The organism is Pontixanthobacter aquaemixtae (assembly GCF_009827395.1).
Taxonomy (GTDB): Bacteria; Pseudomonadota; Alphaproteobacteria; order Sphingomonadales; family Sphingomonadaceae; genus Pontixanthobacter; species Pontixanthobacter aquaemixtae.
Genome location: NZ_WTYX01000001.1, coordinates 90101 through 110349 on the forward strand (window position 1 = coordinate 90101; position 20249 = coordinate 110349).

A 20249-nucleotide genomic window follows, 5' to 3' on the forward strand; every position below is an offset into this window, starting at 1 on the left:
ATGAGCGCAACCAAATATTCGACCATCAAGCGCAAGCCGCGGGTCAGCACGATCATCATCATCGTTCTGCTGCACATCTTGGCGATCTACGGGCTGACCAGGGCATTCGCCCCGCAAGCGGTGGAATCGGTTGAACGCAGCATCATTTCGGCTTTTACCGTGACGATCACCGCGCCGGAGGAAGCACCGCCGCCAGAAGCCGAACCGATCCCTGACGAAGGCGCGGCCGGTGATGCCGGCAAGAAAGCCAAGCCCAAGCCGGTTGCTGCCCCGGAAACACCGCTCAAGCCCAATTGGCCTATGCCCAAGGCGTCATCGACCGGCACCGCCAATGCTTCGGGTGCGAAGGAGGCGGGCGACGGAACCGGCGCGGCTGGAACCGGCGATGGTACAGGCAGCGGGCGTGGCGGCGGCGGGCAGGGCGGGGTGACAATCGCGACCAAACCGTCAGTCCGGTCTGGCGAACTCAATACCGCATCCGATTTCCCCGTACCGGAAGGAGGGCGTGAGACCCGGTTCGGCAAATCTGTGACGGTCCATTTCACCGTTGGAATTGATGGTGTGGCGAAAAACTGTTCGGTTGCGCGATCGGGTGTGGATTCCGCGACAACCGCGCTGGTTTGCCCGCTGGTCGTTCGCAAAATCAGATTCAATCCGGCGAAGCGTAGTGATGGAACTCTGGCCGAGGCGCGTTATGGTTACCGCGTCGATTTCAACAGCTCGCGCTGATCGCGGGCAGGTAATTCGATGGAAAGACGTGGCCGTTAAAGGCGCCGACAAGGAGACGCAAAGCAATGGGCGCAACAATCCATCCGGTAATCCTGTGCGGCGGAAGCGGCACCCGCCTATGGCCGCGCAGCCGGGTCGAAAAACCGAAGCCGTTCCTGCCGCTGGTCGGCAAGCGCAGCCTGTTCGAACAGACGCTGGCGCGCTGTGCAGGCGCGATTTTCGCGCCGCCCATGATTGTCACGGGGCACAAGCATCTCGGCCATGTCGAGCAGCAGCTGGGCGAATCCGAAGGCGCGTCGATTATTGTTGAACCGCAGGGAAAAAATACCGCCCCCGCAATTGCCTTGGCCGCGATGCGGCTGGCGCCCGATGCGGTCATGCTGGTGTGCCCCAGCGACCACTACATAAGAGATCAATCCGCATTCTCCGCCGCCGCCGAAACGGCTGCAGCGCTGGCCGAACAGGGCCAATTGGTGGCTTTCGGGATTGAAGCGGAACATCCTGAAACCGGCTATGGCTATATCAAGCGCGGCGGAGCAAACGGCAGCGGATTTGTGGTCGAACGCTTTGTTGAGAAGCCCGATCTCGAAACCGCCATGCGCTTTCTGGAGGAGGGTAATTACAGCTGGAATGGCGGCATTTTCGCTTTTCAGGCGGGCGCTTTCGTTGAAGAGCTGACCCGCTTCCGTCCCGAAATGGCAAAGCTGGTCCGCCAGTCAATCGATCGAGGCGAAGAGGATGGCGTGCGGTTCCACCCCGATGCGGCCAGCTTTGCGCAGATCGAGGGCGATTCCATCGATTATGCGGTGATGGAATCAACCGGAAAAGCGGCGATGGTTCCGGTGGCAATGGGTTGGTCCGATATCGGCAATTGGCAAGCGCTGCGCGATGCGAGTGAGCGCGACAGTAGTGGCAATGCGGCAAAGGGAAGGGCCGAGCTCGTCGATTGCAGCAACGTTCTGGTTCACAGCGACGGTCCGCGCGTTTCCGCGATCGGGCTCGACGACATAATCGTGGTGGTTGATGGTGACGATGTGCTTGTGACAACTGCAACCGGCGCGCAGAAAGTGGGCGATCTCAAAGGCGCAAAATCGCAGTAGGTATATGAAATACGGGCTTGTAGTCAGCGCGATGCGCGACCACATGGCGCGCATATCCAAGATCCAGCAGGACGCATCATGATTGCCGAAACCATCCAATTGTCGCTGACGCCAGTATTCGTACTGGTGGCGATTTCCAGCATTCTGAATTTCCTGACCACCCGATTGGGCAGAGTCGTCGACAGATCACGCCATTTGCGCGACCGGCATGGCGAAACAGAAGGCCCGGAGCATGATCTGCTGGTTTCCGAAATCCGTTCGCTGGCGCGGCGGATTGAACTGGTCAATCGCGCGATGCTGCTCCTGGTGTTGAGCGGTCTGACCATCGGCTCGACCGTAGTGATCCTCTTCGTAGGCGGCTTTTCGGGCAACAATCTCGATCAATTGGCAGCGGGCGCATTCATTGTTGCGATTGTGCTGATGCTGATCGGGTTGATCATGTTCCTGCTCGAAACGCGCGAAGCGTCGGCCTCGCTGCGGATTCCCGAAACCTATCTGGAACTGGATCGCAAGCTCTAGTCGCCCGACGGGGCTTCGAGCATCTTCTGCCCCTGCTTGCGGATCGCCCCCGAAATAATCGGTTCGACAAAGCCAAGCGCAGGCGGCAGCGCAATTTCGAACACGATCTGCCGGTCTTCGATATCGACCATGCCGGCCAGGTCGTTGCCCATTGCGTTGACGTTGATGCTCATCCGGTCATCGCTGGGCCAATCGGTGGTCACACTGGCCATTCCGCCCGGAATATGATCGGCGATTTCGTGGCTGCGTTCCTTGAGACGGCGGGTGACCTCCTCGCGGGGCAAATCATGCGGGATGGCAACGCGCATCAGCTGGCTTTCGTTTTGGCTTTGTCGAAATCGGGCAGCGGAACACCATAGTCACCGCCATCGCCGGTAATATCGCCGCTATATTTGTAGTCGAGATAGCGGCCGCGGATCGCGAGGTCGTCTATCGAGCCTTGCGCGAGTTGCCGGTTGATCGAGTCAATCTCGCGGCTAATAACATCAAGCCCGTTTTCAAGCTGTTTGACCGGCGTGGTGCCGTTCTTTTCTTCATAGCGCAGGCTTTCGGGGATTTTCAGGAATCCCTCGATCATATCGGGCAAGTCTTTGCCAACCAGCTTGCGGATTTCTCCGGCGGTCGGGTGCTTTTGATCGACCTCTTCAAGCTGCGGCTGCAGCTCGTCGAGCTGGCTGCCGATTGTCGTCAGGCTCGCGGCGATCGGCTTGGGCAAGCGCGAGCGCTGCATTTCCAGCCACAGTTCGGTCTTCGCCACCAGTTGGCGGACATCCTCGGTGTTAAGGTCGGCGCGCTGCGGAACTTTCATTTTCGGGAATTTGCCGAAAACCACTAGGGCTGCAGCGGTCAGTGCGCCAACGGTCATAACCCCGGTAAAGCCGATCCCGCCGATGATCGATCCGATGATCGACGTGCCAATCCACAATCCGCCAACTGCCAAGGCAATGTTGCGCGCTTTCTTGGCCCAGTGCCGCATCTTGAGTTTGGCCGAACCGCGCCCAACCGAATAGGCGCGCCGGTGCGTGCCGCCCGCCCTTTGCTGTGCGAGCGACAGGCTTGCCGCGCGGACGATTTCGTCGTTCTGGCTGGTCAGATCGCCCAATTGATCAATCCTCAACCGTCAGCAAGTTTGACTCGGCGACTTTATTGGCCGCCTGCGCCTGACCTTCGGCGCGCGCGATATAGCCCTTCGACTTTTCGACTTCGCTGGAAAGCGCATCGACCGTCTGCTTCATCGAATCGAGCGCGCGGACTTTGAAGGTGTCGACTTCATCCATCGTGTCATAGATATTCTGGAATGCGCGTTGCAGCGTTTCGAGCGGTATCGTGCTCGCTGCTGCCTGCTCGTGGATCTGGCCGGTTTGTTCGCGCAGCAATGTCGATGTGCTGTCGATAATGCCGGTGGTGGTTTCGTTGAGCGCGGTGATCTGGCCCAGAACGAGCCGCTGATTGGTCATCGCTTCGGAAACGGTCACTGCGGTGCGGAGCGCGCCAACAGTGGTCGTGCTCGCGCGGTCAACGCCTTTGACCAGCTCGACATTGTTCTTCTTGACCAGATCGAGCGCGAGATATCCCTGCACCGAAACAGCCATCTGGGTTAGCAGATCCTGTGTCCGCTGCCGGACATAGAACAATGCGGTTTCGCGAACCGCCTTGGCTTTGGCCGGATCGGTTGAATCGAGTTCGACCGCCTTTTCTTCAAGCTTCGCGTCGAGCGTCTTGGAGATGTGGATCATCTGTTCCAGATCACCCATCGCTTCCCACAATTTCTGCCTCTCCACATCAATCGCGGCATTGTCCATCAGCAATTCGTCCTTGCCGTTGCTCAGCTTGGACAGGATCGCCTGGATGTGCGATTGCGCGCTTTGATAGCTGCGGAAATAGTTCGTCAGCTTGTTACCCCAAGGGATAATCCCGAAAATCTTGCGGGTGCCGGTGAGCTTGCCGCGCTTGCCCGGATCGAGGTCTTCCACGACATTGCGCAATTCCTGCAGATTGGCGCCAACGCCTTCATCCTTGTCCATCGCGCGGATCGGGCGGTCGAGGAAGCGGTTGGACATTCCCGCCGCAGCGGCGATTTCCTTGCGCCCCATATTGGTCAGCTGATCCACTTTCTTGCCGAATTCGGGCGAATTGGCATCTTCGCTGATTAAATCGGCGACAAAGGAATCGACTTTGGTCGCGAGTTTCGATTGCACTTCCTCCGAAACCGGAACCAGACCGGCGGCATTGGCCGGTTTTACTTCCGGCACCGGATCGGGTGGGGTCAGCTCAAGATCGAATGAAGTATCCGTTTGTGTGGCGGTTTTCGTTTCGGTCGCGCTCATAATCTGCGGCTAGCTCCTGATGTTGCGCTCCCTCCCGTAACGCGTGGGCGCGCGCATGTTCTCAATACTGTATTAGTGCCGTAAGACACGAAGTTCAAGATTGGTGACCGAAACATGCGCCATATGGCCAAGCACGTCCATCCTTTCATGACGCAATTCAGCAGTGTAAGGCGGTCCGGTTAATCAATGAGAGGAATGCCCGCCCATGGCGAGCCAGCAAGCTGCACCCACTGCAACAAAATCCAACGATCTGTCCTTCGCGCGCGTTGTTCTGAGCTTCCGCAAATGGTGGCGCGACGATGTTATGGGCACCGTCGACCAGCCCGCAGTGATTGAGAAACGGCGCGCCGAATGCGTCATGTCGGGGCGCTACATGTTCATGACAGCGATGTCAGGCGGCATTGCCGTGCTGGGCCTGCTATTGTCGTCGCCTGCGGTGGTTATCGGCGCGATGCTGCTGTCCCCCCTTATGGACCCGATCATGGGGCTTGGCTTTGCGCTGGCCATTGGAGACTACAAATGGCTGCGCAAGTCGGCAAAATCGCTGGCATGGGGCTCTCTCATGGCGATCGGGCTGTGTGCGTTGATCGTTTTCCTCTCTCCGATCCAGGACATCACATCCGAAATTGCCTCGCGAACGCGGCCAAATCTGTTCGATTTGCTGGTGGCGGTGTTTTCTGCTCTGGCAGGTGCCTATGCGATGATCCGGGGGCGCGAAGGCACGATTGTCGGCGTGGCGATTGCGACTGCATTGATGCCGCCGCTGGCGGTTGTCGGCTTCGGTCTGGCAACGGGAAACTGGACCGTCTTTTGGGGCGCGTCGCTGCTCTACATAACCAACCTGATGGCGATTGCCCTGATCGCCGCGTTAATGGCGCGTATTTACGGCTTCCGAACGCGGCTTTCGGACAAACAGACCCAGTTCCAGAATTTTGCGATTATTGCGGTGTTCATTGCGCTTGCCGTCCCGCTGGGTTTTTCGCTGCGGCAAATCGCATGGGAAGCGAATTCTGCGCGGCAAGTGCGCGCTGAACTGATTGCCAATTTCGGATCGTCTGCGCGCCTGTCCCAACCGGAAATCAATTTCGATGGCGATCCGATACAGGTGTCTGCCTTTGTCTGGACCACCGAACTCAAGCCAGAGGCGGAGATCAAAGCGGAAGAAAGCCTGGCGCGTGCAATCGGGCAAAAGGTCGATATCGATCTCAAACAGTTCTTGGTTCGCGACGAGAAAAGCGCCGAGCAAGCACAGATAATTTCCGCGCAGGAACAGGAAGAAGCCGCAGCGTCGCAGCGGGCCGATGCGCTTGCGGACCGGCTTGCCCTGATGGCGGGTGTCGAGAATGACGAAGTCATAATTGACCGCCAACGCCGCCGGGCGATGGTCAGGGCAGTCGAACTGGAGGGCGCGCCGCTTGTGACTTACTATAACCTAGAACGGCGGATCGCGGCGACGGAGCCAGAATGGCGTGTGGAATTGATCCCGCCAGCCAAGCCATTGCCGACAATCGAATTTGCCGATGGCGAGCTGAGCGAAGCAGGCACCAAGGCGCTGGCTTTGATCGCATGGTCTGCCGGGCGAGTCGGGGCGCCGGTCATTCTATCGGGGCCCGATGCCGCGGTAGAAGTGGCGCAGAAAGAGCTTGCAGAGCAGGGCCTACCACTGGTCGCAACGCAGCGTGGGCGCGGGCCGAACGTAACCGCCGAATGGGGCAGCATCGGGCAATAACGCCCTTCGGGAATGGCTGGAGCTAGGCTGCTTCCAAAATCTCGAACGGCTGGATCTCACCGCTGAGATAGAGCTTTTTCGCTTTGGCGCGGCTCAACTTGCCCGAGCTGGTTCGCGGCAATGTACGCGGCGGGACCAGTTCGACGACGCAATTCATGCCGGTGATCGAACGGACCTTGTCGCGAATTGTCTCGTGCAGCTTGGCGCGCTCTTCAGGGTCGATAACGCGGCAGTGGACCAGCACCGCGGGGGCTTCCTCGCCGTCTTCTTTTTCGACTGCAAAGGCCGCGATATCGCCGTGGTTGAAGCCGGGCAATTGCTCGACCGCCCATTCGATGTCTTGCGGCCAATGGTTCTTGCCATTGATGATGATCATATCCTTGGCGCGGCCAACGATGAACAGATAACCATCCGCCAGATAGCCCATATCGCCGGTGTCGAGCCAGCCATCGATCAGGCATTCCTCTGTAGCCGCTTCATCGCGGAAATAGGAATGCATAACGCTGGTTCCTTGGCACCAGACCTTGCCGATCTGGTGATCGCCTCTGACATCGCCATTCTCGCCGCGGATTTCGACTTTCATTCCCGGAACGGGTTTGCCGCAATTCACGATGGCGCGGTACCGGGCAGGGCGCGACAAATCGCCGCGTGTGCCGGAAAGGCGCTCCTCTTCGACCAGCTCTACACGAATACCTTCGCCTGGGGGCATCACCGTCACCGCCAAAGTCGCCTCGGCAAGGCCATAGCTGGGGGTGAAGGCGCTGGCTTTGAAGCCGGCATCGGAAAACGCATTGACGAAATTCTGCATCACGTCGGGGCGGATCATATCGGCGCCGTTCCCCGCAAGCCGCCAGCGGGACAGGTCGAACCGGTCGGCGACGTGGCTTTGGCTGGAAATACGGCGCGCGCAAATGTCGTAGCCGAAAGTGGGCGAATAGCTGAGCGAATTGCCTTTGTTGCGGCTGATCAGATCGAGCCACGCCAGCGGGCGCCGCGCAAAATGTTCGGTCTTCAGATAATCGACCGACACCTGATTGGCGACCAGCGACAGGAAGCATCCGACCAGCCCCATATCGTGATACCAAGGCAGCCAGCTAACGCCGCGGTCGTTTTCGCCGATCTTCATCGAAATCGCATGACCCGCCAGATTGTCGAGCAATGCGCGGTGTGTCACCGCTACGCCCGTCGGGAAGCGCGTCGATCCGCTGGAATATTGCAAATAGCAGATATCGTCCGGGTCGGGTTCGGACATTTCGAATTCGGGATCATCGCGCTGTGCCAGGCTGTCCCAGTCGATTCCTTCGCAGCCCTGGCGCTCCGCTGCCGCTGCGCCCATTTCGGCAATCTCTGCCGGATAGACCAGCATTTTGGGGTCCGAGCTGGAAAGCTGGACGGCCAATTGGTCAATATAGCCTTCTTTCCCGCCAAATCCGGTGGGAAGCGGCAGAGGAACCGGCCATGCGCCGGCATAGATCACGCCGCAAAACAGCGCGGCAAATTCTGCGCATGTTTCCGCGATCAGCGCAACGCGGTCTTCCTTCTCGACCCCGGAAGCGCGCAGCCGCCGTGCCATTGCCAGGGCATCGTCGCGCATTTCGCTATAGGTATACACGCGCTCCAGCTGGCCGCGCATGTCGTGGAAATTCAGCCCCTTCGCACTTTGCGCGGCATAATCGACCGCTTCGGTGAAAGTTGCGAAGTCCGATCTGCGGCGCGGTAGCGGGCAGTCATTTGGTGTGGGTGTCAGCCCGGTTGGTTCTGGCGCGTTGGGCGCCGTTCCTACGTCGGTCATATGTTTTGCGTAAACCCGTAAGTTGCGCGCCGATCCAGCGCTTCCAAGCAATCCCTATGTGCGTTTCTTATAGTCGCACTGTTGTAATCTTTCCCATTTGAGGCAGACTGTGGCACGAATATGGCCAATGCGTGAGACCGATAACAGCAAGCGACGAGTGAAGCGCCCAAAAAAGCCTCTTGATTCAGCACGTTTGCAGGAATTGGCGCTCGCATATGTCGCGCGTTTTTCCACCAGCACGTCCAAACTTGAAACATATTTGAAGCGCAAATTGCGCGAACGCGGGTGGGAAGGCGAAGCGGAACCCGATGTAGCGGCGATCAGTGCGCGCTATGTCGAGTTGGGCTATATCGACGATGCGGCCTATGCGCGGGCAAAGGCGGGCGGATTGCTGAGCCGCGGATATGGTGCGCGGCGCGTGTCGCAGGCGCTCTATGCGGCCGGAATCGATGAGAATATTCGCGAGGATGTCGCGCCCGACGAGCTGAAGATGCGCCTGGCGGTGCAGAAAATGGCGCAAAAGCGGCGTTTCGGCCCCTATTATGTGCCCAAAGACGGGCAATCGCTCGATCGGGACCGGCGCGAGAAGCAAATCGCCGCATTGCTGCGCGCGGGGCATGGATTTGATATTGTGGGTAAAGTAATGAACGCACGCAGCGCAGAGGCGGTTGATGATTGGGTCAACGAAGCGCGTGACGAGGAGTATTGAAATGTTGAAGCGAAATCTGCTGGCTGCTGCTGGATTGGCTTTGGCGGCGTGCACCCCGCAAAATGCCGCCGAACCTGTCGCTTCCGAAGTGGCGGAGAACACGCACCCGATATCGGGGCTGGAAATTGTTCCGCTCTCGGTCACCAGCGGGGAAACCAAGCACGACTTTCAAGTCGAAATCGCCCGCACACCTGCCGAGCAAGCCCAGGGTTTGATGCACCGCACCAAACTCGGCCCGAATGAAGGAATGATCTTCCCACGCAACCCGCCCGATGTGGCCAGTTTCTGGATGAAAAACACGGTCATATCGCTCGATATCATCTTTGTCGGTGAAGACGGGCGGATATTGAATATTGCCGCCAACACCGTGCCATTGTCGCTCGAGCCCGTCGGCGCGAGAGGTTTGACCAGCCTGGTTTTCGAAATCCCCGGCGGCCGCGCGGAAGAGCTGGGCATTGGCGCTGGCGATCTGGTCGAATGGCAGGAATAGCCACGCGAATGCGCATTGCCCCGGTTTCAAGCTTGGCGGCCGGAGAGGAATCGGCTAACCGCGCCTTGAACAGATTTTTCGTTTGAGATTTTCAGCATGAGCATTCTTGGCAAGATTTTCACATGGTGGGACGGCGCGACCATCGGCACGCTGTTGAACAGTTGGCGGACCGGTGAGAAAGTCGGGACCGACGCGCAGGGCAATGCCTATTACCGCGCCAAGAAAACCAAAGACGGCGCGCGCGAAAGGCGCTGGGTCATTTATGAAGGCGCCAACGACGCCAGCCGGGTGCCGGCCGAATGGCATGGCTGGCTGCACGGCGCGGGTGATGATGTGCCCGAAAGCAATCTGCCGCCTGCGAAAATCTGGGAAGTGGACTACACGCCCAACGCAACCGGCACTGCCGAAGCCTATCGCCCCGCGGGTGCTCTCGAAAGAGGCGGCAAGCGGGCCAAGGCGACCGGCGATTACGAAGCGTGGGCGCCTTACAGTTGATCATGCGCGGTCCGGCACTGATCCTCGCTTCGACGCTGCTGCTGGCCGCATGCGGCGATAGCAAGCCTACGGTGCCCGAGTCGGAAGAGACCGAGGTTCCGGAAGAGTTTCAGAGCGCACCGCCTTCGCAACCTGCCGAAGAGGCCGGGCTGGGCACCCCGATGGCCGAACGTGTCGCGACACTGGGCCTGCTCAACAAGCGCAACAATCTTTCGCAGGAATTGCAGATGAAACCGGGCGAATCGCGCCGGATTGGGGATGTGATCCTTCGGCTTTCGGCATGCGAGCGCACCGCGCCTTGGGAAATGCCCCGCCAGACCGGGGCATTCGTGCAAGTGCTGGTTCAAAGCAAAGATGACAGCGAGCAGTGGCTCCGCGTATTTTCCGGTTGGCTGTTCAAGGAATCACCCTCGGTCAATGTGGTCGAGCATCCGATCTATGACGTTTGGGTCAAGGATTGCGCGATGAGATTCCCGGGTGAAGATGCGCCGGCGCCAACGCCAACCGCATCTGCCCCCGCTGCCGCACCGGCGGAGCCCGCACCGTCTGCGCCGGAAACCAGCGAAACATAAGCTTCTGGAATACTCATGCGCGGCTTGCCCTGCGCGGAGGCAATTTTTTGCACATAGTCTTGCTGCGACATTTCGATCGCGCCCAATGACGCCAGATGGTCAGTCATGAACTGGCAATCGAGCACTTCAAACCCGGCGCGGCGCAAAATCGCAACCAGCCAAGCCAGCGCAACCTTGGATGCATTGTTAGCATGGCTGAACATGCTTTCGCCGCAAAAGACGCGGTCGAAACTGACGCCGTAAAGGCCGCCAACCAGAGTCTCGCCATCCCAGCATTCGATCGAATGCGCGTGGCCCTGATCATGCAGGGCTGCGTAGCTTGCGGCGATGCGGTGGCTGATCCAGCTTTCGGGATGGTCCGGCCGCGGCTGCGCGCAGGCCCCTACCACGTCCGCAAAGGCGGTGTCGCAGCTTACCCGAAACCGGTCTTGCCGCACGGTCTTGCGCAGCGATTTGCTCATCCGGAAGTTTTCCAGCGGAAAGGTGGCCCGCTCGCGCGGCTCGACCCAGAATATCTCGGGATCTTCGCGGCTGTCGGCCATAGGGAAAATTCCGCTGCGATAGGCCAGCAGAAGCATTTCGGTGGGGATCAGGGGCGGGGCCGGAGCATGCATAGGGATCAATTCTAACGCGGTCGCGGCGCAGCGCCTAGCTGTCATTCGTTCGCGCAAGAGCAGTCAAGTTCGGCATTGCCATGGCCACGACATGGCATTAGAGGCGCGTGTGCCTGCAGGGGCGTAGCTCAGTTGGTAGAGCGTCGGTCTCCAAAACCGAAGGTCCAGAGTTCGAGTCTCTGTGCCCCTGCCAGGCCCATCCCCGAAATCGTCTCCCCCAATTCGTCGCTATCTGAAGAAGCTCAAATCGAGAGCCAGCCGCAATTGGTGGGTTACGGACAGTTGGTCTGTTTTGTCCGGATCATCACCCGCTTCCGGCTTTTTGTCAGGGAAGCTGAAATAGAGCGCATGCGCGACCGCGGGAATAAATCTGCGCCAGCCATCGCCTTTCAACCGGATATCGCGAATTCCATGCCCGAATAGCGGCGCCAGCGGCCCGCCAAACCAGTCTCCGAAGAAGTTCAATGCAGGCGGGAACCACATATTGGTCCAGCGGGTCACTGCAAAAGGTGCGGCATGATACAAGGCTGTGTTCGCGCCATAGGGGTACCCGTAGGAAACCGGATCCTTGGGGAAGCCATCGCGCGACAGGTCCGATTCGGGCGGGCATTTTGCAATATGCCGCAAATCGACGCGTTCTTGAAAACGCGCTTTGTTCTTTGTCATGATACTGTCGGCCATATACATCGGCGTGCCGACGGAAACGAAATCGCTGATACGCCAGGGGTTGCCCTGTTTCTGCAGCTCTAGCCAAAGCGCCTTTTGCGCCTTGCGATAATCATCGACCTTTTCCGCACTGTGATCTTCGCTTGCATCAAGCAGCGCCGCGCCTTTCTGCTCCACATCGCGCAGGGTTTTGACACCAATTTTGCCGGAGAATTGCTGATTGGTCCTGGTCCAGTAATAAGTGATCGCATCATAGGCGATATAGGCGCCCAGGCTGTGGGCGACGATGACGACCCGGTCATATTTGTTCTTCCCGCCCTCTTTCTCCTGATGCAGGTTCTCGATCAGATCGACCATGCCTTTGCGGATGTTCTTGCGCACAGCGTATGATCGGGGCGAAGTATCGAGATAGCGGATGACGTCGACGAAATGCGATGTCACCTTCGCCGGGATGAAGCGCTTGAACAGCCACCGCAAAGCTTTGAAAGCCAGCCCGCCAGCACCGATCGCGAAGATGGTGCCGATCAATGCGGCAATCGCGCCGCCGGTGCCGTCATTTGTGTAGACCGCTGTGATCTTGCTCCAGATGTCCGGGGTCGAATAGAGCTTGTACGCCGCATAGAATATCAACAACCAAATCGCCGCCCAAACCACCAGCAGGCCGCTGGGCACCCGTGTCGGGCTGCGAATGAGCATCCGGAAGAAAGTCGCGATTATATCGGTGAACTTGTTCCCCTGCATGTGGAACGACCAGTGATATTCGAAGAAATCGGCCTGATCCTGCTGGACCGGATCATCCTTTTCCGATTTTTGAGAGACAAGATATCGCGACTCAAAGGCATCTTCGAAGTTGGTCGGGCGGGAAAAGTACTTTGCCCGGAACTTTGCAGTGCTTGTGTCTGCTTCACCCGATGAAGGGGGCTCTTTGACAACTGCATTGGCAAATCGAAACAAAGTATCAAGCGGCCGTTGCTCGCCCATTCCATGGACGATAACTACTGCCTGCCGGATTTTTGGCCCCTTCTTTTCCGTTTTATCGGCACCTTCTTGCGTCATGTCACGTTACCTTGCCGGAGTAATTCTGACTAATTCCACCGGTTATACTTGCCTATTCGCTGTTCGTAGTCAAAATTTTGAATGGCCGCTTTGGGGCAATTCCTATGTGCCTTGGCGCTTCTGATTCCCGAAATTACGCAGGGTCCGCAAATTCAGGTTGATCGCCCGTTCATGATACGGTGAAAGTTTATGAACAAACGGCAACATTTGCGTTCAGGAACGGCGAAGGTGAGCCGTGCATAATCAGCGATAGAACGAAATGGCAGATGAAGGAGAAGCACTATGTCATCTTTGGTCTATCGTAGCAGCCGCCCTGACCAGTGGGCCGATCCGCGCCCCTATCGCGATGCCAGCCAGCGCTTCATGGCGCATGGCGCCGTTCTTCCGATGGAAGAACCCGGCTTCTTCGCACGCCTGTTTGGCGCTCGCTGAATTTCCAACAGTTCGTCACGGAAAAGGGCCGGTCTCCCCGCTTTGGGAGCGACCGGCCCTTTCTGGTTTGTGCGGAAGATAGCCCTTAATACTCGTTGGGTTCTTCCGGTGTGTCAGCATGGTGATCTTCACCCGCGGTTTTGTCTCCCTGCGCCAGCTTGAAGACAACGCCCGAAAGTAGCGCCAGAGCCAGCAGGTTGGGAAGCGCCATCGCCGCGTTGGAAATGTCTCCGAGACGCCAGACCAGAGTGAGGTCTTGCGACGCACCGACAAAGATGACCACGCACCACAGAACACGCCAGATCATGTGCAGCACTTTCTCACCACCGCGCGTCGAACCCGGTACGCGGTCATAGATGAAGGTGATCGCGCGCTCGCCGTAATAGCTCCACGTAAGCAGTGTGGTGAACACGAACAGGATCAGCGCCAATGAAGCGATAAGCGTGCCCAGGGGTACGCTTGCGATCTCGAACGGGAAAGCCGCTGCAAAGGCCCCGCTGGTCATTGCAAAGCCTTCCAGATCCGAATTCCACGCATGCTGCACGACTTCGGTACCCGCCGTGAAATCGCCTTTGACGGTCAACATGACCAGTGCGGTCATCGTGCAAATCACGATCGTATCAATAAAGGTTCCCAGCATAGCCATGCGGCCTTGCTGTTCCGGATCGTTGGTCTGCGCCACCGCGTGTGCGATCGGGGTTGAACCTTGTCCGGCTTCGTTGGAGAACAGACCGCGCGCCACGCCCGCTCGGATCGCCAGCATGATCGCCGCGCCCAAAAAGCCGCCGGTGGCTGCTTGCGTGTTAAACGCGCCGTGGAAGATCAGGCCGAAGGTTGCCGGCAAATCTCCGAAATTCAGGATCAGCGCGATGATCGCCATAATGATATAGGCGCCGGCCATGAACGGGATGACCTTTTCCGCGACGCCGCCAATCGACTTGATCCCGCCGATGATTACAATGAACACCAAGATTGCGACAATCAGTCCGCCGAGCCATTCCTCGATCCCGAACAGTTCGTTCATTCCGTCCGCGACGGCATTCGCCTGAATCGAGTTGCCGGTGACCAGTGCAGAGAACAACGTGCCGAGGCAAAACAGTATGGCGAGCCAGGTATATTTCTTACCCAGACCCATCATGATGTAGCTCATCGGGCCGCCGCGATAGACGCCGTCCGATGTCTTTTCGCGATATCGGATCGCCAGCGAACCCTCTGCAAAGGCGAGCGCCATGCCGACCAGTGCGGTGATCCACATCCAGAAAATGGCACCGGGGCCGCCCAGCGTTATCGCAGTTGCAACACCGGCCAGATTACCTGTGCCGACTTGCCCTGACAGCGCCGTTGAAAGCGCGGCAAACGGGGAAATTTCACCATCGCCTTCGCCTTTGCGGCTGGCGAACAGGCCTTTGATCGAACTGCCGAGATTGCGGATCGGATAGAATTTCAGGCCGATCATGATCCACATGCCGATGCCGAGCAGGATCAGCGTCATCGGTGGAATCGGTTGGCCGCCTATCGACAACCAAGGCAGCGCCTCTCCATTCCACGTTCCGCCCCAGATAAAATCTGATATGTTGGTGACGCGGTCAATTAATGTTGGTGCTTCTGTACCCGCAGCGGCCATTCGATGGATCCCCCTGATGTCCGTTTATTATGGCGAGCGACGCTAGAACGGTCGGCACGGCATGGCCAGTGTAAAAAACGTCCCGCGTACTGGATCGCGTATCAGGTTGGCCATTTGTCGTGACGAAATTTTGCCATCTTGCTTTCGCGGCCTCTCGCGCCTAGATGACTCGCGTCTTCCGACATTTGTTGGTGTTACAGCCCCTCCCAGACTTGAACTGGGGCGGCGATATCCCCATCCCGGAAGAGACAAATTTTGAAACCGAGTAGCGAAAGCTGACGCCATGGCCGAGAAAAGCAAGAAAACCTCTCCTGCGGAATTTATCCGTCAGGTGCAGACTGAAACCAGCAAGGTTGTCTGGCCGACACGGCAGGAAACCATCACCACCGCAATCTTTGTCGGTATCATGATGGTGATCTTGTCGCTGTTTTTCCTCGGTATCGACACCGTCTTCGGTTCGATCGTCAGCTGGTTGCTGACACTCGCGTAACCCAAACATTCGCGCCGGAACGCCGGCTGCACAACGATTTTCTGACAGGATTTGATTGATGGCTCGCTGGTATATCATCCACGCTTACTCAGGCTTCGAAAACAAGGTTCGCGATGCGATCATTTCCGAAGCAGAGCGTCTTGGCCTGTCCGATGGCGTCGAAGAGGTTGAGGTTCCGACCGAGACAATCACCGAGATCAAACGCGGCAAGAAGGTCCAGACCGAGCGTAAATTTATGCCGGGTTATGTCCTTGCCAAGCTGCAAATGACCGACGATGTCTATCACTTGGTGAAGAACACACCGAAAGTCACCGGCTTCCTTGGCGCGAACAACAAGCCGCAGCCGATTTCGGAAGCTGAGGCGGCGCGCTATTTCGGCGGTGTCGAGGAAGCCAAGGCTGCGCCGAAGAAAGACATTCACGTCGAATACGAAATCGGCGATTCGGTCAAAGTTCTCGACGGCCCGTTCGCCAGTTTCAACGGCGTGGTCGAAGAACTGGATTTCGACAAAGCCAAGGTCAAAGTATCGGTCTCAATCTTTGGCCGCGCGACTCCGGTCGAACTGGAATTCGAACAGGTCGAACTGGTCAAGTAAGCCGGCTGCGCGTCAGGGCAGCCAACCGGCTGTCTTACGAAGCTTTGCGCTTCTTCTTTCCTGCCCCGCGAAGTTTGGCCAGCTCTGCATCGACAGTCGCATCGCGCTGCATCGCGGCAATCTCTGCATCAACCGCCGCATTTGATTTTGAATGCTTGGGCTGATCGCTCTGCGACAATTCTACGCGGCGTTCGAGATGGGCGATGCGGTCCATCCGCTTGTCGGTCTTGCTGTCTTCGTCGGTCGAAATGCCGGTGCTGGCGCTGCTGCTTTCGCGCGCCTCCTGCTCGCGTAGCTGCGAATTGGTCTCGTCAAGCTTGGCTTTGAGCTGTTCCAATGCGGTTTCCGCTTCGGCAATTTCGGCGGCCAGCGTTTTGGCCTCTTCCTTGAGGTCTTCTGCCTGTTGCTTCGCATCTTCGCGCGCCAGCAATGCAGAACGGGCCAGATCCTCGCGATCGTGATCCATCGCTACCTTGGCCTTTTCCGACCAGCCTTTCGCATCGTCGGCCAATTTCTTGGCCGCCGCTTCTGCGCGGTCTTTCTGGCGTCCCATCTTGGTGATTTCGCCATGGAGAGCGATGTCACTCTCCTCGATCTCCTTGCGAAGCAACCGCAGCATCTTTGCCGGATCGGAAGCCTTTTCGACCATGGTTGTCACATTGCTCGACACCAGATCGCGGACCTGAACAACAATTCGCACGATCAAATCACCTCAAATATCTGCTTGGATTCAGTCTAGTAACAGGAATTCTAGCCTGCAACTGCTTAATATGCGGTGTTCTTGCGGCGATCAGCGCTGCAATCCACCCGCCAAAACGCATCCATGTTCCGGCTGTATCGGGCGGCCGGAGAAGCGCTTTGCTGCAAGTTGCTGATGCAATTTTGTCACAAAGATCGATTCTGGCCAATTTTGCGCGCAAAATCAGATGTGTCGCAAATGCATGGGGCCGGCACCATCACCGGATCGTGCACCGGCGGGAAAATGCCAATATTTTCAATCTCAAATAGAGAGCGATTGGCACTTCAGTGGGCAAGTAACAACAGATTTGTACTTGCCTTTACTTGGCCGGTGGTTCCCAACAAACCAAGTTGAGTCCCCGCCAATATGAGCCAAAAACAAAGATTTACGTGATTTCGCTTGCTGCAAAAAAAATTGGGTCCATTTTCGCATTCCCAACGTGTTTTCAGGGGGCAGAAATGCGTCAATTTAAATCTAGGTTTCAAGCATTTATCTTAACTTCGTCAGCGATGGCTCTGGCGCATGGAACGGCCCATGCACAGGCCGTCCAAACCGATTCGGATTCAAGTGAAACCGAAGAAACGGAAATCGTTGTAGTTGGCACGCAGATTCAGGGCGCGCAGATCAACGATGTGTTGCCGGTTACGGTTCTCGACGAAACCTCGATCGAGAATGTCGGCGCGTCTTCGGGCGATGAACTTTTCCGCGCGATCCCGCAGGCCGGCGTCGCTGCTTTTAACGAACAGAACACAACCGGCGGCGTCAATGGCGCTCGCGGCGATGTGGGTTCGATCAACCTGCGTGAACTGGGCACCGGCAATACGTTGATGCTGATCAACGGCCGCCGGATGAATCTGCACCCGGGTTTCCAGACCGAGCTGCTGGTCCCGGTGGTTTCGCCTGATACCAACGAGATCGCGCCCGGCAGCGTCCGGCGGATCGAAGTGCTGCGCGATGGCGCGTCGGCAATTTACGGCGCAGATGCGGTCGCGGGTGTGATCAACACCGTGCTCAAAGGCGATATGGATGGCGGTTTCCTCGAAGCCGATTGGCGTGCTTCGGATGGAACCAGCCTCTACAGCTATCGCTTCACCGGCGGGCTCGGCTTCGACTTCTCCGACGGGCGCGGCAATCTCACGCTATATGGCGGCTATTACCATGAAAGCGGCATGCCGGCATCGGACCGTGATTATGCTGCTGATGATGATCGCACAGCGCTGATTACCGATCCCGATTTTGCCGACGACACGCAGTTCAACAACCGGTCAACTTTCAATTCCTTTGGCCAATTCGACATTCAGGCGCCGAGCAACAGAACTGCTTTGGCGGACGATGACTTCTTCCTGATGCCATGCAGTCTTTTCGGCCCGACGGGTCAGCCCAGCGACGGCCGGTTCCTCGACCTTGGCGGCGGTGTGTGCGCGGATAACGGCACTTCGCCGCCGCTTGCGCAGCGATACAACACCAATTTCGGGACCGATCTGTTTTCGCAGAAGAACCGATACAATGCGATGGCGCTGTTCAGCTACGAACTCAGCAACGCGCTCGAGTTCTATGCCGAGGGCAGTTATTACCGGAGCGAGAACGAACGTAATATCGATGCGCCGGTTTCGCTGACGGCGGTTCCGATCGGGATTTCGCGCAACGCATATTACAATCCCTTCGGTCCTGTCGGCAGTCCCAACCGCCTACTGGGCACCAATATTGCCGCCAGTGGGGCAGATGTGATCATGGAGCGCTATCGCTTCGTCGATATCGGCAACCGCAATGTTTCGGTAGACAAGGATTCCTATCGCATCGTCGCCGGTCTGCGCGGAAATCTGGGGGCATGGGATTTTGATACCGGGCTGCTCTATTCCCAGTCCAACTCGACCGACCTTGCCCGCAACCGCGTGTCGCTGACACTGGTTCAGGATGCGATCAACCGGACGACGCCCGATGCCTACAACCCGTTCAATGGCGGCTGTCTCAACAACGTCAACGAAGGCGATTGTACGCCCAATCCGCAAGAGGTGCTCGATAGCTTCCGCATCAATGTGTTCCGCAAGGGCGAGACCACGCTCGCACTGGCCGATTTCAAGATCAGCCGCGATGATTTGTTCAGCCTTCCTGGCGGGGATCTGGGCGTCGCGGCGGGTGTTGAATTCCGGCGCGAGACCTTCTTCGATGATCGCGATCCGCGCCTTGATGGGACAATCACGTTTACTGACAGTGTGACCGGCGAATTTAACGGCAGCGACGTTGCCGGTTCGAGCCCGTCGCCCGACACCAGCGGCAATCGCGAAGTCTATTCCGCCTATGCCGAGGCATTTCTTCCGCTTGTCTCGGAGGACATGAACATCCCGCTGGTGCATGATTTCAGCGTCCAGCTTGCCGGGCGGATAGAGCGTTTCAGCGATATCAAGGCGACCGCAATTGTTCCGCGCGTGGCTGCGTCATGGACGCTTATACCGGGATTGATGTTCCGCGGGGCATGGTCGGAAGGCTTCCGCGCCCCGAACCTGGTGCAGGTCAATGATGAAGGCACAACCCGCGTCAATACGCGCGACGACTATGTCCGCTGTCAGGCGCAGGTCGAAAAGAACATCATTTCGGATCTGGGCGCATGCTCCGGCACGGGCACGGTCAGCCTTCGTACCGGCACCGAGAATTTGACACCCGAGGATAGCGAGAGCATCAATCTGGGTGTCGTGTTGCAGCCCCGCTTTATCCCGGGCTTGACCCTGACCGCGGACTATTGGCGTGTTCGCCAGGAAGGATTGGTTGGTACTTTCGGTGATGACAATGCGATTGCATTGGATCTGCTGCGCCGCTTCAACGGCTCGAGCAATCCGAACGTCATCAGGGAAGCACCCGATGCCGATGACATCACATTGTACACCGGCACCAGCCTCACGCCGGTCGGTGACATCATCCAGGTGCTCGACCCGTATCTCAATCTCGACAGCCGCGAATCGAAAGGGTGGGACTTCGGCCTGACCTACGAAATTCCCGATTTCGGAATTGGCGATTTCCGCATCCGCGCAAATGCAGCCCGCTTGGAAAGCTTTGTGCAGTCGGCCGGGCCTGACGGGCAGGAACTGCTTGATGCGATCGCCGCGGGGACGCTTCCACCAGAAGTGTCGGTCGGTGGTTTGGGCGAATTGCTCGAAATCGAAGGGCGCCCGAAATGGCGCTGGAGCGGTTCGGTCAACTGGAGCAGCGGCCCTGTCGATGTCGGTCTTTATGGCCAATATGTCGGCGGCGTTTACGACACCAGCGTGACGCGCGACGTGCCGGTGGTTTCGGACGACCCCAACGCCAATTTCTACCGAGTTGACGATTGGTTCACGACCAACTTCTCAATCAGCTACACGATCGACAATGACACCGCGCTCGATGGAACGCGGCTGCGCTTTGCGGTCAATAATCTGTTCGACAAGGATCCACCGCTGGCCGATGAATCCTATGGCTTCTTCAGCGAATTGCATTCCGCCAGGGGGCGTGTGTTCCACGTCGAATTGCGCAAGAAGTTCTAAAACTCAGAGCAGTCCGCAAGGGCCGCCAACTTCGGGGGAGCTTCGGCTCCCCC

Annotated in this window: 19 protein-coding genes, 1 tRNA gene and 1 pseudogene; 13 read left to right on the forward strand and 8 right to left on the reverse strand. The window is 57.9% G+C overall.

Annotated features, from left to right (window positions below; translation table 11 throughout):
• The 3 genes from GRI41_RS00470 to GRI41_RS00480 all read left to right on the forward strand — a co-directional run bounded on the left by GRI41_RS00470 (position 1) and on the right by GRI41_RS00480 (position 2348).
• Positions 1–729, forward strand: a complete 729-nt coding sequence (locus GRI41_RS00470; RefSeq protein ID WP_160602710.1) for an energy transducer TonB — start codon at positions 1–3, stop codon at positions 727–729.
• Positions 730–794: 65 nt separating this feature from the next.
• Positions 795–1829, forward strand: coding sequence for a mannose-1-phosphate guanylyltransferase (locus tag GRI41_RS00475; RefSeq protein WP_160602711.1), 1035 nt, complete (start codon positions 795–797; stop codon positions 1827–1829).
• A 78-nt stretch (positions 1830–1907) separates the two neighbouring features.
• A complete protein-coding gene (locus GRI41_RS00480) occupies positions 1908–2348 on the forward strand; it encodes a DUF2721 domain-containing protein (RefSeq protein WP_160602712.1) in 441 nt (146 codons plus the stop codon).
• On the opposite strand, the gene GRI41_RS00485 is transcribed toward GRI41_RS00480, so the two are convergent.
• The 3 genes from GRI41_RS00485 to GRI41_RS00495 are packed head-to-tail and all read right to left on the reverse strand — an operon-like array spanning position 2345 to position 4675.
• On the reverse strand, positions 2345–2656 hold the full coding sequence (locus tag GRI41_RS00485) for a polyhydroxyalkanoic acid system family protein (RefSeq protein WP_160602713.1): 312 nt from the start codon (positions 2654–2656) through the stop codon (positions 2345–2347). The genes GRI41_RS00480 and GRI41_RS00485 overlap by 4 nt on opposite strands.
• Positions 2656–3465, reverse strand: a complete 810-nt coding sequence (locus GRI41_RS00490) for a hypothetical protein (protein WP_235901010.1) — start codon at positions 3463–3465, stop codon at positions 2656–2658. Before GRI41_RS00490 ends, GRI41_RS00485 begins: the two co-directional genes overlap by 1 nt.
• Positions 3455–4675: a toxic anion resistance protein gene (locus GRI41_RS00495; RefSeq protein WP_160602714.1), complete on the reverse strand. Its 1221-nt coding sequence runs from the start codon at positions 4673–4675 to the stop codon at positions 3455–3457. The genes GRI41_RS00490 and GRI41_RS00495 overlap by 11 nt, the downstream gene beginning before the upstream one ends.
• A gap of 205 nt (positions 4676–4880) precedes the next feature.
• Between GRI41_RS00495 and GRI41_RS00500 the strand changes: the two genes are divergently transcribed.
• Positions 4881–6404, forward strand: a complete 1524-nt coding sequence (locus tag GRI41_RS00500) for a TIGR00341 family protein (RefSeq protein WP_160602715.1) — start codon at positions 4881–4883, stop codon at positions 6402–6404.
• A gap of 22 nt (positions 6405–6426) precedes the next feature.
• On the opposite strand, the gene GRI41_RS00505 is transcribed toward GRI41_RS00500, so the two are convergent.
• Positions 6427–8196 carry a fatty acyl-AMP ligase gene (locus tag GRI41_RS00505; RefSeq protein WP_160602716.1) on the reverse strand — a complete coding sequence of 590 codons (1770 nt, stop codon included), beginning with the start codon at positions 8194–8196 and terminating at the stop codon, positions 6427–6429.
• Between the two features lie 157 nt (positions 8197–8353).
• Between GRI41_RS00505 and GRI41_RS00510 the strand changes: the two genes are divergently transcribed.
• The 4 genes and pseudogenes from GRI41_RS00510 to GRI41_RS14280 form a co-directional block, all read left to right on the forward strand.
• The gene (locus tag GRI41_RS00510) at positions 8354–8905 is read left to right on the forward strand and encodes a regulatory protein RecX (RefSeq protein ID WP_328600489.1); all 552 of its coding nucleotides are present in this window, start codon (positions 8354–8356) and stop codon (positions 8903–8905) included.
• 1 nt (position 8906) lies between these two features.
• On the forward strand, positions 8907–9395 hold the full coding sequence (locus tag GRI41_RS00515) for a DUF192 domain-containing protein (RefSeq protein WP_160602718.1): 489 nt from the start codon (positions 8907–8909) through the stop codon (positions 9393–9395).
• Between the two features lie 96 nt (positions 9396–9491).
• On the forward strand, positions 9492–9890 hold the full coding sequence (locus tag GRI41_RS00520) for an NADH:ubiquinone oxidoreductase subunit NDUFA12 (RefSeq protein WP_160602719.1): 399 nt from the start codon (positions 9492–9494) through the stop codon (positions 9888–9890).
• Between the two features lie 227 nt (positions 9891–10117).
• Positions 10118–10291: pseudogene (locus tag GRI41_RS14280) on the forward strand (DUF2155 domain-containing protein); the annotation flags it as partial.
• 35 nt (positions 10292–10326) lie between these two features.
• Here the strand turns inward: GRI41_RS14280 and aat are convergent.
• Positions 10327–11076, reverse strand: coding sequence for a leucyl/phenylalanyl-tRNA--protein transferase (aat, locus tag GRI41_RS00530; protein ID WP_202388622.1), 750 nt, complete (start codon positions 11074–11076; stop codon positions 10327–10329).
• Positions 11077–11193: 117 nt separating this feature from the next.
• Here aat and GRI41_RS00535 point away from each other — a divergent pair.
• Positions 11194–11269: transfer RNA gene (locus GRI41_RS00535), tRNA-Trp, on the forward strand.
• 35 nt (positions 11270–11304) lie between these two features.
• On the opposite strand, the gene GRI41_RS00540 is transcribed toward GRI41_RS00535, so the two are convergent.
• Positions 11305–12798 carry a hypothetical protein gene (locus GRI41_RS00540; RefSeq protein ID WP_160602720.1) on the reverse strand — a complete coding sequence of 498 codons (1494 nt, stop codon included), beginning with the start codon at positions 12796–12798 and terminating at the stop codon, positions 11305–11307.
• Between the two features lie 282 nt (positions 12799–13080).
• Here GRI41_RS00540 and GRI41_RS14205 point away from each other — a divergent pair, with 282 nt between their 5' ends.
• Positions 13081–13230 (forward strand): hypothetical protein, encoded by a 150-nt coding sequence (locus tag GRI41_RS14205; protein WP_202388623.1) that lies wholly within the window; start codon positions 13081–13083, stop codon positions 13228–13230.
• A gap of 85 nt (positions 13231–13315) precedes the next feature.
• On the opposite strand, the gene GRI41_RS00545 is transcribed toward GRI41_RS14205, so the two are convergent.
• On the reverse strand, positions 13316–14854 hold the full coding sequence (locus GRI41_RS00545; protein ID WP_160602721.1) for an alanine/glycine:cation symporter family protein: 1539 nt from the start codon (positions 14852–14854) through the stop codon (positions 13316–13318).
• 283 nt (positions 14855–15137) lie between these two features.
• Between GRI41_RS00545 and secE the strand changes: the two genes are divergently transcribed.
• Both secE and nusG read left to right on the forward strand, forming a co-directional pair.
• Entirely contained in the window at positions 15138–15344 is a 207-nt protein-coding gene (gene secE, locus GRI41_RS00550; RefSeq protein WP_160602722.1) for a preprotein translocase subunit SecE, read from the forward strand.
• A 58-nt stretch (positions 15345–15402) separates the two neighbouring features.
• Positions 15403–15939, forward strand: coding sequence for a transcription termination/antitermination protein NusG (gene nusG, locus GRI41_RS00555; RefSeq protein ID WP_160602723.1), 537 nt, complete (start codon positions 15403–15405; stop codon positions 15937–15939).
• Between the two features lie 34 nt (positions 15940–15973).
• On the opposite strand, the gene GRI41_RS00560 is transcribed toward nusG, so the two are convergent.
• Entirely contained in the window at positions 15974–16639 is a 666-nt protein-coding gene (locus tag GRI41_RS00560) for a PspA/IM30 family protein (RefSeq protein WP_160602724.1), read from the reverse strand.
• 548 nt (positions 16640–17187) lie between these two features.
• On the opposite strand from GRI41_RS00560, the gene GRI41_RS00565 reads away from it, so the two are divergent.
• The gene (locus tag GRI41_RS00565) at positions 17188–20196 is read left to right on the forward strand and encodes a TonB-dependent receptor domain-containing protein (RefSeq protein WP_235901011.1); all 3009 of its coding nucleotides are present in this window, start codon (positions 17188–17190) and stop codon (positions 20194–20196) included.
• Positions 20197–20249: the final 53 nt, after the last annotated feature.